Source organism: Sporosarcina sp. P37 (assembly GCF_002109365.1).
Taxonomy (GTDB): Bacteria; Bacillota; Bacilli; order Bacillales_A; family Planococcaceae; genus Sporosarcina.
This window is the reverse complement of sequence record NZ_CP015349.1, coordinates 1,774,807-1,787,557: the sequence shown is the minus strand read 5'-3', so window position 1 is coordinate 1,787,557 and position 12,751 is coordinate 1,774,807. Positions and strand designations below refer to the sequence as shown.

The window sequence follows — 12,751 nt, the reverse complement described above, 5'->3', positions numbered from 1 at the left end:
TTGGAGGAATTTAAAATGACAGAAGTAAAAGGTATCTTTCCAGTATTGGTAACACCGATGTTAAATCAGACAGAGATTGATTGGGATGGTTTCCGTAATAATATTGAGCACTTTATCGGAGAGAACGTCAATGGGATTGCAATCAACGGAAGTACTGGCGAATTCGTCAGCTTAACAAAAGAAGAGCGTTTCAAGGCTGTAGAAGTAGCAGTAGAACAAATTAACGGCCGCGTTCCATTGATCGTCGGTACAGCAGCTGAAACAACTGCGGATGCTATTGAATACACACAGCAGGCAGAAAAAGCAGGTGCACATACTGCATTATTGATTAACTCTTATTATGCTCATCCAAAAGAAGATGAAATCTACGAGCATTTCAAAGCAGTCGCTGAATCTGTAAAAATCCCGGTTATGATCTACAACAACCCATTCACGTCAGGTGTAGACATCAGCACAGAAACGATTCTGCGCGTAGGACGTGATGTGGAAAACATTACGCATATTAAAGAATCCAGCGGCGGAATCGGCAAAGCACGTGACATCGCACGTCAGGGGGAAGGGTTCCTGAAAGTATTCTGCGGTTCAGAGGACTTGGCGATTGAATCATTCCTGGTCGGCGCAACAGGGTGGATTTCTGTTTCAGGAAACATCGTGCCGGGCCATGTTATGAAATTGTATAATGCGTTGCAAGAAGGAAATATGGAAGAAGCGTGGAAGCTGTACGATGAACTATTGCCTCTGTGCGAGTTCTTGGAAGGTTCAGGAAAATATGTACAGATCGCAAAACGCGCAATGGAGCTTAAGGGCTGTGCAGGAGGACCTTGCCGTCTGCCGCGTCTGCCTTTGACCGAAGAAGAGGATCAGAAACTAAAAGAATTGATGGATGGACTCGGTGTACTGAAAACAAAATTGGAGGTAACATCTGATGCTGAAGTTAAATTATAATCTAAAACCTAAAGTGCAGGAATTTCTGCAAGATACAAAAGGTCTCTATATCAATGGCGAGTATGTAGAAGCGAAAAGCGGGAAAACGTTTAACGTAGTTGATCCGGCAACAGAAGAGGTCATCGCAACCGTCAGCGAAGCGCAGCCTGAAGATGTCGACGCTGCAGTGGAAGCTGCCCGTAAAGCATTCGATGAAGGTGAATGGACGAAGATGGATGCGGCGACACGTTCTCACTTGATCTATAAATTTGCGGACCTGCTTGACGAGAACCGCGAAGAACTGGCGCAGCTTGAAGCATTGGACAACGGTAAGCCTTACGAAGTGGCTCTGGCTGATGATGTGGACGGCACAGTACAGCACTTCCGTTACTACGCAGGATGGGCAACGAAGATTACTGGACAAACGGTTCAAGTGTCACCTGATTACCTTAACTATATCGTGCATGAGCCGGTAGGAGTGGTAGGCCAGGTAATCCCTTGGAACTTCCCGCTTGCGATGGCTGCATGGAAACTTGGGTCTGCACTTGCGGTTGGCTGTACAGTAGTCATTAAACCGGCAAGTGAAACGCCGCTGTCATTGCTGTATGCAGCGCGCCTGTTCAAAGAAGCCGGCTTCCCTGACGGCGTTGTTAACGTATTGCCGGGTGCCGGAAGCGTCGCGGGCAATGCTTTGATCACACACGAAAAAGTAGACAAGGTGGCATTCACAGGATCTACTGCAGTAGGCAAGCAAGTCATGAAATCTGCAGCGGATCAGATGAAAGGAATTACACTGGAGCTTGGCGGGAAATCACCGTCCATCGTATTGGAAGATGCCGACGTAGAAGAAGCAATTGAAGGCGTATTTGCAGGAACTATGTATAACCATGGACAAAACTGCAGTGCGTGTACACGTGCGTATATCCACCGAAGCCTGTACGATCAGTTTGTCGAAGCATTAGCTGATAAGGCAAAAGCGCTAAAAATCGGACCGGGAATGGATCCATCAACGGAGATGGGCCCGCTTGTATCTGCGAAGCAGCAGAAAACGGTATTGGATTATATTGCAAAAGGTAAAGAAGAAGGTGCGCGTCTTGTAGCTGGCGGTGAAAAAGGGCATGACAAAGGATTCTTTGTACAGCCGACAGTATTTGCGGATGTGGAAGATGATATGACAATTGCGCGAGAAGAAATTTTCGGCCCTGTCTTGTCTCTATTCGTCTTCGATACAGTAGAAGAAGCAATTCAGCGCGCTAACGACAGCGAGTATGGATTGGCTGCGAGCGTATGGACAGAAAATGTCAAAAAAGCGCATTATATCGCAAGCAAGTTACAGTCCGGTACTGTCTGGATCAACGACTTTGGCCTTGAGTGGGAAACTATGCCGTTCGGCGGTTATAAGCAATCCGGTATTGGCCGCGAAATGGGCGGAGAATACGGCTTGGCGAACTACACAGAAGTAAAAAGTGTATTTGTAAATATGAAGCAATAACATGCAGAACCTGTCCGGAAGATCAGCACGATCTTCCGGGCGGGTTATTTTTTGTGTTGCATGATTTGTTTTCATAAGTATGCCGTTTGTTGGTATATACTATAGGAAACAACTGCAGAAGGGGATTTGAGGAAGTTGGAGTTACTTGTAACGTTCGGGATTCTTGGAATCACAGTCCTATTATTTATGATCAATAAATTACGTACGGATTTGGTCGCCATTTTGGCATTGCTGGCATTATTGCGTCACCGGCTAACTTAATTGTCTCTCAGCTGCTCGTGGATCATGATTTTGAGAAGCTCAGCTTATTTCAGATATCACGGATAGGAATCATTGGCGTAATGGTGGGGTCATCTACCTTTGTTTCATACGAAATCAAATCGTGCCGAAAGGGATGCGGGCCGCGAAAGGCAAGGCATCTCATCCGCTTTTGCCAGTTCATCAGTAATACATGCAACCGCGGTGTTATTTGTGCCCATTGCGATGACGGCTGCGCTCAGTATTGACGTAAATAAGCATGCGTTTTTGATCGCAGTTGCAGTAGAGGGGCGGGTATGTCATTTGCAACGCCTGTGGCTTCCCTTGCAAACGCGCTGCTCATGACGGCAACCGTGCGTGAATAAAAATAAAACAACCCCTCTGCCAAATTGGCGCAGAGGGGGTAGCAGTTTATTTAAACATAGAAACTTTCTTCAGCATTGCGCAAACCGGAATGGCAATTGCGATTCCCACTGCACATTGGACCAAGTCTCCCGGAATGGAAGCGAGGGGAATAATTAAGCTGTGGTAAAGAATACTTTCTCCAATATAGTAGCCTGCAATGGTCAATGGAATAGAAACTAGCATTGCCAGCAGGTTGAACGTAAAGCTTGTTCCTTTGTGGCCATTCGACCAGGCAATTTTTCCGACGATGTAGCCTTGCAATCCGCGGGTTATGATGGTGATCGGAGCCCATAACGCCCAGCCGCTGACTAAATCGAACAAGCCCATGCCAACAGCCCCTGCAATCATACCTTTCTTAGGACCGAATAAAATAGATACGATAAATAACATGGAAGTGCCAAGGTGGATCAGTCCGCCATTTCCCAGCGGAAGCTTAATATTAAGTAAGAGCGTCGCAACGAACACGAGTGATGCAAGCATGGAAGTCAGTATTAAGTCGAACGTCTTTGTCCGTTGAGCCGTATATTGATGTGTATTTTGCATTGTCTAAACCTTCCTAACATTGTGGGATTTATATGTTTAGAATATAGCGAATCTGATACTTTAAAAAGAGTCAATATACGATAAAGTTTAGGGGTCAGATTATCTCCCATTCATCGCAGCGATTAAAAATTAACCCAGTATGCCCTTTATACTCAGATAAGAAGAAAATTAGCCCCTCAATATTATGAAAAACCCTCTGACTTCCTGCAAAATCAGAGGGTTTTCTGCATGGTTTTCGATACGCCATCGTCAGTATTATGAGATATGTACGATTAGACACGATAGCACTTCGCTGGAAGGTTTACTTTCTTCGTTTGAGGGGAATGTACTTCATTAGTATATCGATCAAGAAATTGTCATTGAAAATAGAACAGCAATAATAGATGTACAGCACGACGGCAAATTCATCATAGCTGAAGACGTTATGTGCGGTGCAGACCGCTTTTAGCCAAGAACTCACTTGCGGCTGCAGAGGATCGCGGCGGATTATGAAAGTGTGTATTTCGTCGGGAGCGAAGCATGTTTTTACAGAAGTACTGATCATTCTCCTTTCCACACGCATCGCGAAAGAAGAATTATTGCATAATGACAAAGTATTTAATTTTTGGCAACGTGAAAGGAGAATCTGTATGCAAAAAAATCAACAATCGACGATCGCTTCCGATTATACCTATTGCGAAGACATCATTAAAAATCATTCGAAAAATATATATTACGCACTGTCCAATCTGCCGAAAGACAAAGCGCAGGCGGTCTATGCCATTTACGCGTTTTGCCGCATTGCAGAAGATTGTGTGCTTAAAAATAGAACAAGCAGTTTACAATTTGCGGCCCTGGATCAGCTGGCAAATGAATTGGACCGTTTTGCAGCAGGTCAAGAAGCCGATCGTCCGCTATGGCGGGCTTTGCGTGAAGTATTCAATCGCTTTACTATGGATATACAGCCATTTTATGAACAGCTGACAGGACAGCGTATGAGTATCTATTTTAAAACACCGTCCAATCTCCGGTCTTTGGAAGTTTACAGTAAATACGCAGCGGGTTCTGTCGGGAAGATGATGCTGCCGATTATTGCGGGCAGCGCAACGTCCGATTTGAACGATGCGGCAGAAGATCTTGGAATCGCGATGCAATTGACGCATATTCTTCGTAATGTTGGAAAAGACTACCGCGAAAAGGGCCGCATTTATTTACCGAAAGAAGAGATGGAAAGGTACGGATACAGCGAGCTTTCCCTATCGGAAGGGCAGATTACGAAAAGCTTTGTGGAGATGTGGGAGCATTTGGCGCAGCATGCGGAGTTTCTGTACGACAACGTTGCTCAGCGTATAGGAGAAATTGATGAAGACAGCCGTTTTGCTGTTCTTTTATCAGTGCATGTTTGTCAGGGAATCTTGAACAGCGTGAGAAAAAGAGGGTATGATTGTATTAACCACAAGAATTATGTGTCAACAGTTGAAATTGCGAAGTTAGTTTCCGAAAGGGGCTATCAGTTATGACTTTGCTTTTGATATGACGCTCCCATTTCAAAGAAGATGCATATCGTCCGATGGTGATCCATGAACTTCAGGATGCGCATATCAAATTACGTACATATTCCTCGTTTAAAAAGGCTATTCAATTCATCACGATAAGTTTTTGTAGTAAGATGTATATAGTGGGTACTGTATGATAACACAGCCTGATAGATCGACCATTTGACGCAAAGGAACCGGAGGCTGCCGGGTTCTTTGCGCTTTTTATCGTTGACGCAGTTTTTTCACGGCTATAAATCCAATGGAGACTGCAATGAGAAGCAAGCAAATGATGACGGATGTGATAATAGCAGGATATTCCCCATTAAATCCATTTGCCGAAATGTGTTTCGAATAAATTCCGTAATATGCCCAAACAAGCACTAGAGCGTAGGCGATATCCTGTCTGCGGACAGCAGTGATGATTCCGATAGCGGCTCCTAAGAATACAATAATGATAGTCCACGTGACGTCAGATATACCAAAGCCTGACCAGTCAATCGAGACGAGAAATGCCGTGATATTTGCGATAGTTGCAATTGTGATCCATCCAAAGTAGATACTGAAAGGAAGTTTAATGAAAAACACTTCTCTGCTAGTGAGGGAAGCATTACTCGTAATGGCAGTGATTTTGATCAATGTCAGCAGCAGAAGTAACATAACGATAACGGAGAATAAAAGGTATTCATAATGCCACAGGAAAATCCAGGAAGCATTTAATACTGAAGAAATAATGAAGAAAATCCCCACTTGGCGCAGAAGTTCGGGATTCTTTCTCTTTTGGAACAGCCCCAGCTGATAGATCACGTGGCCTAGCAATAAGAGATAAATCAGGCTCCAAATAGAAAACGTAAATCCCGCAGGCGCAAATAAATTTCTGTACTTATCCGACAGTTCACCCGTTGTTTGGCCGTTAAGCGGCAGAATATTGGCTAATGTATTGGCAGTGATCATAATTGCGTAGGTGATGAAGATGGCTGCACGTAAAAATACAGAAGTTTTGTCTGACCTCATGTTTTCACCTCATTTATTAGTAGAGTGTATTGCGTTCATTAGGTAACTATTCCTGATTTACAGGCTGATGAAACATTTACCGTCGGCGGCACAAAATAGCAAGAAGCGTCATTCGTGCCATTGTAATTGGTGGTATAATGGATCCAAAATGGACAGGTAACAGAGTGGAGATGAAGTAAGTGAAGAAAATTGTACATGTTGTAGGAGCGGTAATTGAAAATAAGCAAGGTGAAGTTCTGGCTGCACTTCGCAGTCCTGTAATGACTTTGCCGAACTACTGGGAGTTCCCGGGCGGAAAAATAGAAGAAGGTGAAACGCGTCAGGAAGCACTTCAGCGGGAGATACAGGAAGAGCTTGGCTGCAGAATTCAAGTGGGGGAAGCTGTGGAAGATACGACATATGAGTATGAGAAGGTAATAGTCCGTTTAGAGACATTTATGGCGGCCATTGTCGAAGGTACGCCAGCAGCAGCAGAACATGCAGAATTGCGCTGGGTTGCAAGAGATCAGTTGGCTGCACTGGACTGGGCACCTGCTGATATCCCGGCAATTGAAAAGCTGACAAACTGATGGCATTAGAAAAAGGGGTGGCTGTTTATTGGGAAACTTTATTCGTCAACTGGAAGCTTCTTTGCAAAAAGGTTTTGTGAATAAGGAAACTAAACAGAGTGGAAGTTATAAACCGGAACTGCTGGTGAACAGTTCCCGAGAAAATAAAACGGTGCTGTCTTCCATACAGGACGAGCTTCGTCATTGCGAGGAATTTCTATTCTCTGTGGCATTTATCACGGAAAGTGGACTGGCTGCGCTAAAGTCTTTATTTTACGATCTGCATAAACGCGGCGTAACAGGCAGAATCATTACATCTACTTATTTGTATTTTAATCAGCCGAAAGTATTCCGCGAGCTTTTGAATATTCCCAATGTGCAGGTCCGGCTTACGGAAAAAGAGGGTTTTCATTCAAAAGGTTATATTTTCCGGCAGGGGGACCAGTACTCATTAATTGTGGGGAGTTCCAATTTGACAGCCCATGCGCTGCAAGTGAACTATGAATGGAATGTAAAGCTGACAACCCATCGCGATGGTGAAATCATCCATCACTTCAAAGATCAATTTGAAGAAGTATGGACAGATGCGAATATGCTGACCCATGAATGGATTTCCCATTATGAAGTTCTTTATCATCAGAATGCGGAGCGCGAAAGAGCTGTACAAGTCCGGGAGCATCCGTCTGCTTATCAAACGAATGCGATTGAAGAGGCTCTTGAAATTACGCCAAATAAGATGCAGCGAGCCGCGCTTGCTAACATTCAAGCGGTTCGAGACAACGGCGAGAACAAAGGATTGGTCATATCAGCAACAGGTACAGGGAAGACATATCTTTCTGCTTTCGATGTGCGGAAATTCGCACCGAAACGCATGCTGTTCATTGTCCACCGCGAACAAATTCTGAAGAAAGCCATGCAGGATTTCAAGCGTGTCCTAGGCGGGATTGACGAAGACTTCGGTCTGTATGTAGGCGCCAATCGCCAGACGGATAAAAAATATGTCTTTGCCAGTATTCAAACGTTATCTAAACCCGAAAATCTAAAGGACTTTGAACCGTCAGATTTTGACTATATTTTAATAGATGAAGTACATAAAGCAGGTGCTGCCAGCTATTTGCGTGTTATTGATTTTTTCACGCCGAAATTCCTTATGGGAATGACTGCCACGCCTGAGCGGACAGATGACTTTAATATATATGAGCTTTTCGACTACAATATCGCGTATGAAATCAGGCTTCAGGAAGCGCTTGAAGAAGACATGTTATGTCCATTCCATTACTTTGGAGTGTCTGACTTTGAATGGGATGGCGAGCTGGTTGGAGACCATACGCTTCTCTCAAAATTAGTAACCAATGAACGTGTTGACCATATTATCGACAAGCTTACCTACTATAGTCACGCTGGCGAAAAAGTGAGAGGCTTGATGTTTTGCAGCCGCAAAGAAGAAGCGCATGAATTATCAAAAGAGATGAATATACGCGGTTACAGAACAGCTGCTTTGACGGGCGATGATTCCTACGTTGAACGGATGCGAAGGGTCAGCCAGCTGGAAGACGGCGAACTCGATTACATTCTAACCGTAGATATTTTTAATGAAGGAATTGATATACCAAGCATTAACCAGGTCGTAATGCTGAGACAAACACAATCCAGCATCATTTTCATCCAACAGTTAGGGCGGGGGCTGCGTAAGGATCAAGATAAACCTTTCGTGACTGTCATAGACTTCATCGGCAACTATACAAATAACTACTTGATTCCCATCGCATTGTCCGGCGACCGGTCAATGAATAAAGATAATGTGCGCCGCAGCATGAAAGATACCAGTTATATTAAAGGAGTCTCAACGATCAATTTTGAGGAAGTCGCACAAAAACGTATTTTTTCAGCTATTAACAGCAGTAATCTGACATCCTTAAAAATTTTGAGAGATGCTTATCAGAATTTGAAGAACAAGGTGGGAAGAGTTCCGTACCTCTACGATTTCATCGAGCAGAACTCGATTGATCCGGTTGTCATTATAGATAAGCACAACAGTTATTTTAACTTCCTTCAGCGGATGAAGGAAGAAGACATTCCACTGATCTCCCCCTACGAGAATCAAGTGCTGACGATGTTTTCAATGGAACTGGTTAATGGCAAGCGGATACATGAAGTCGTATTGGCAGAGCTTCTGATTGCTAAAGGAAGCGTTCATCTGGATGAGTTTGTCAGCGAGCTGGAAACGGCAGGGTGCCAAGTGGATCCGGATACCATTGAGTCTGTTATGCGGGTTTATGATTTATCGTTTTTCACTCAAAATGCGCAGAAGAAATATGGAGGCCAAGCGATTATCACGCTGGATCAACATCAAGTCTTCACATTCAATGAAAAGATTCAGCAAAGTGTAAACAGCAATTCGTATGCACTTTTTCTGTTGACTGACGTGCTGCGCAGTGCGAAGGAGAAATCTAAAGCTTACGACTGTTCCAGTAAATTGACGCTGCATGCCAAGTATTCACGTAAAGATGTATGTAAGCTGTTGAATTGGAAAGCGGATGAAAGTTCGACTATGTACGGTTATAAAACGAAGCATGGGACTTGCCCGGTATTCGTTACGTATCATAAGCACGGCGAAGTAGAAGCGAGTGTGGATTACGGAGATGAATTCATAAGTCCGGAAGTATTTAAATGGTATACACGCAGTAACCGCACACTGCGGTCAAATGAAGTTCAAACGATTATCCAGTCAAAAGAAAAAGACATTGACATTCACTTGTTTGTGAAGAAGGATGATGACGAAGGTACAGACTTTTATTATTTAGGCAAAGGAATACCAGATCAACAAAGCGTGGCAGAAGACTGCATGTCGGATGATAAAGGCAAACGTCTGCCTGTCGTCCATATGAATATGATAATGGAACATCCGGTAGAAACTAAACTCTATGACTATTTGATAGAAGCATAAAACCCCCGCGAGTAAGATCTCGCGGGGTTCGTTCATTCACATTCGCATCGGTATGTCTCTGAACAAGGAGAACATGAAGGGCATCTTTTATCATTATTTTCCTCATGGGATGGAGGAGATGGCTTTCTTTTACGGCATGTGCAAGATTTTTTGCATGTACACTTGCCGCGGCAAGTACAGCCTTTCCTGCATTCACATTTCCGTTTTGCTTTGCGGCTTGTGCAAGTGCAAATGGTTTTGCATTCACACTTCCGGCCAACTACTTCAAATGAACGCATCATATCATGATCTTCATGCTCTAAAATATGACAATGGAGCATATAACGGCCAGTGAACGGGGCAAAGCGCATAATAACGCGAGTTACATACCCCGGCGGAGACTGGACTACATCTTTCCAGCCGCGTTCATTTTCAGCGGGCGGTTCAGCCGGTCCGGTGAATTCAAGTAAACCATTCGCCGTAAAGCCTTGGGCGTCAAACGGAATGCGGTCGAGAATTTGGAACTGTATGAGATGAATATGCAGCGGATGTGTGGCGCCTGCCGTATTGATGAATCGCCAAATCTCTGTATCATTCAGTTTAGGTTTGAAATCGATTCGTTCCATGAATCCTCTATTGCCGAGAAGGAACTTAAGACGGCCATACTCATCGATGTCCGCGTCCAACGTAATATCCCTTGTCACGGTAGCATCACATTCACGCAGTTTCGGTATTTTACTGAGTGTGGCCGGTACTTTGCTCGTATCAGGCCCTATCGATTCAATCACGCGGAACTGCATGATCTGTCCGTCCGTTTCTGGGTCAGGTACATTGCCTATCGGCGGCGGAAAATCAAATGGCGTGGCTGCCGTGTTTTCCATTACAATCGTATCGCCCGGATTCATTTTGGAGAAATCGACGACGACATCCATCCGCTCAGCAGGTCCAATCGTTAATTCATTCATAAATACCGGCTTTTCCATTAATCCGCCGTCTGAACCAATTTGAATAAATTTCGTGCCGTTAGATAAATGGATTCGATAAAAACGTTCATTAGAGGCATTTAATATGCGGAATCGATATTTACGCGGCTCTACTTCGAAATACGGCCAGACTTTACCGTTTACTGTGATGTTTTCAAACGCCTCGCCAGGCGTGACAGATGGATGCGGGAAAGTCAGTCCGGGCTGCACAGGACCAGGCCTGACGTTTGTTGTATCAGAATAGAAAAGAGAGCCGTCATCATTAAATCCGCGGTCTGCGATAATCAGCGGAACTTCATACGCGCCGGACGGAAGGTTTAATCTGCGCTCTTCCTCGTCTCGAATAATATACATTCCAACGAGTCCTGCGTAGACATTCAAACGTGTAATACCGACCGCATGATCATGATACCAAAGTGTGGCGGCCCGCTGATTATTATTATATTTATAGACCGGCGAATCAAATAAAGCTCCGACTGTATGATAATTATTTGTAAACCATGCTTCCGGGTGGCCATCGCTTTCAGGCTCTACTTCTGCACCGTGTAAATGCACGACAGTCCGAACGTCAGGCATATGCTCGCTTGAACCATGCAGCGTACGGTCGATTGGCAAGAAGTGTTTGTCGGGCAGCTCATTCTTCCATTTGATGTGCGCACATTCCCCGCTGTTGACACTGACCAAAGGTCCCGGAAACTGTCCTTCGTAGCCCCATATCTTCGTAGGGGGTAATTCGGAGTGGAAGCTATGTTCAAATTCCTTCATTCCGATTTCATAATAGGTGTAACACTTATGCCTCTCCATGGCTTTCAGGTATTGAGGAATAGGTAACGCATCCATAAATGGTGTTAACTTCAATTCATCGCGTCCTTCCGTTAATTTTTACCACCTGGACCAGTAGATGCATGAATCGGGGTAATTATGACCACAAATAAATTCTGAACCGCCATGCTTCTTAGAAATATCACAGATGACTATTTTTGCGTTATGATATAACATGACAATAGTGCTTTTAGAACATCGGGAGAGGAAGGTTTTACATGTGAAGACCTATACAGCAAAGAGAAAGCTATTAATCGAATACATATGGGTTATCGCCGGCTCGGTTCTGGTTGGACTGGCTTTTAATATATTTTTCCTTCCTGCAAGACTTGCTGCAGGCGGTGTATCAGGAATCAGTACGATTCTTTATGGACTGTATGGATTTGAACCAGCCTTTGTTCAGTGGCTCATCAATATTCCGATTTTTTTCATTGGATTGGTGCTTCTCGGTAAGGATTTTAGTCTGAAAACTTTGGTTGGTACATTTTTCGTGCCGCTTACGATCTGGCTGTCTGCAGACATTCCATCAACCATCGACAATCCGTTATTGGCCGCTATCTATGGAGGGATTATGCTGGGAGTCGGACTGGGTATAGTCTATCGGGGGAATGGGTCGACAGGCGGTCTTGCCACAGTCGCGCAGATCGTTAAGAAGTATACGGGTCTGTCGAGCGGCTATGCGCAAATGCTTGTGGACGGACTGGTCGTCATTGCTTCTGCTTTGGTCTTCAGCTTAGAATTAGCGCTGTTTGCGATGATGGCGATTTTTGTCACAAGTAAAGTGATCGACTTCGTTCAGCTCCAGACATCCCCTTCTAAGTTAGTATTGATTATTACAGATAATGAAGAACGTATTCAGACGATTATTAAAGAAGAAATTGACAGGGGATTGACCAAAGTGCGATCAGTCGGCGGGTTCTCCAATCAGGAGAAGACCATGATTTTATGTGTAGTAGAGCAGCCGGAAGCCATTTACTTAAAAAGAGTGCTGCAAGAGGAAGAGCCGCATTCATTTGTCGTGTTCCTGAATGCATCGGAAATTTTGGGAAGAGGATTTTCTCTGTCGAAAGTTTAATGAAAGGGCTATCCTCGATATTACATAAGAGTAATGTTTCGGATAGCTTTTTCAGGTTTATACTGACAGTAATGCCGTACATGTATGCCTTGCCGTAATGAACGGATAATTGGGGAGGTTGGTGAGATTTAAGAAATTCAAATGATTTTGTTGCCGATAGCTGTAATGCTACAATATATGAGTCTGGATATAAGAGGAAATCACTTGGAAAGAGCGATGGATTCTTTCGCCCTAATCTATTTTTTAT

10 protein-coding genes are annotated in these 12,751 nt (G+C 44.1%); 7 read left to right on the top strand and 3 right to left on the bottom strand.

From position 1 onward, the window contains the following. The first annotated feature begins 15 nt into the window (after nucleotides 1-15). From dapA to SporoP37_RS17585, 3 genes are all read left to right on the top strand, one after another. The gene (gene dapA / locus SporoP37_RS09285) at nucleotides 16-945 is read left to right on the top strand and encodes a 4-hydroxy-tetrahydrodipicolinate synthase (RefSeq protein WP_085430794.1); all 930 of its coding nucleotides are present in this window, start codon (nucleotides 16-18) and stop codon (nucleotides 943-945) included. Continuing rightward, on the top strand, nucleotides 926-2,416 hold the full coding sequence (locus SporoP37_RS09280; protein ID WP_081243396.1) for an aldehyde dehydrogenase family protein: 1,491 nt from the start codon (nucleotides 926-928) through the stop codon (nucleotides 2,414-2,416). Before dapA ends, SporoP37_RS09280 begins: the two co-directional genes overlap by 20 nt. Before the next feature lie 135 nt (nucleotides 2,417-2,551). After that, nucleotides 2,552-2,677 (top strand): hypothetical protein, encoded by a 126-nt coding sequence (locus tag SporoP37_RS17585; RefSeq protein ID WP_255414201.1) that lies wholly within the window; start codon nucleotides 2,552-2,554, stop codon nucleotides 2,675-2,677. Nucleotides 2,678-3,085: 408 nt separating this feature from the next. On the opposite strand, the gene SporoP37_RS09270 is transcribed toward SporoP37_RS17585, so the two are convergent. Beyond that, a complete protein-coding gene (locus SporoP37_RS09270) occupies nucleotides 3,086-3,622 on the bottom strand; it encodes an ECF transporter S component (RefSeq protein ID WP_085430793.1) in 537 nt (178 codons plus the stop codon). A 629-nt stretch (nucleotides 3,623-4,251) separates the two neighbouring features. On the opposite strand from SporoP37_RS09270, the gene SporoP37_RS09265 reads away from it, so the two are divergent. Next, entirely contained in the window at nucleotides 4,252-5,121 is an 870-nt protein-coding gene (locus SporoP37_RS09265; RefSeq protein ID WP_081244811.1) for a phytoene/squalene synthase family protein, read from the top strand. Nucleotides 5,122-5,361: 240 nt separating this feature from the next. On the opposite strand, the gene SporoP37_RS09260 is transcribed toward SporoP37_RS09265, so the two are convergent. Beyond that, entirely contained in the window at nucleotides 5,362-6,150 is a 789-nt protein-coding gene (locus SporoP37_RS09260; protein ID WP_085430792.1) for a tryptophan-rich sensory protein, read from the bottom strand. A 179-nt stretch (nucleotides 6,151-6,329) separates the two neighbouring features. Here SporoP37_RS09260 and SporoP37_RS09255 point away from each other — a divergent pair, with 179 nt between their 5' ends. Both SporoP37_RS09255 and SporoP37_RS09250 read left to right on the top strand, forming a co-directional pair. After that, nucleotides 6,330-6,719, top strand: coding sequence for a (deoxy)nucleoside triphosphate pyrophosphohydrolase (locus tag SporoP37_RS09255; RefSeq protein ID WP_081243392.1), 390 nt, complete (start codon nucleotides 6,330-6,332; stop codon nucleotides 6,717-6,719). Nucleotides 6,720-6,747: 28 nt separating this feature from the next. Then, complete coding sequence (locus SporoP37_RS09250) at nucleotides 6,748-9,645, top strand: DEAD/DEAH box helicase (RefSeq protein WP_085430791.1); 2,898 nt, start codon at nucleotides 6,748-6,750, stop codon at nucleotides 9,643-9,645. Nucleotides 9,646-9,677: 32 nt separating this feature from the next. Here the strand turns inward: SporoP37_RS09250 and SporoP37_RS09245 are convergent, their stop codons facing one another. Next, on the bottom strand, nucleotides 9,678-11,465 hold the full coding sequence (locus SporoP37_RS09245) for a multicopper oxidase family protein (RefSeq protein ID WP_081243390.1): 1,788 nt from the start codon (nucleotides 11,463-11,465) through the stop codon (nucleotides 9,678-9,680). A gap of 184 nt (nucleotides 11,466-11,649) precedes the next feature. Here SporoP37_RS09245 and SporoP37_RS09240 point away from each other — a divergent pair, with 184 nt between their 5' ends. Next, a complete protein-coding gene (locus tag SporoP37_RS09240) occupies nucleotides 11,650-12,504 on the top strand; it encodes a YitT family protein (RefSeq protein ID WP_231293224.1) in 855 nt (284 codons plus the stop codon). Nucleotides 12,505-12,751: the final 247 nt, after the last annotated feature.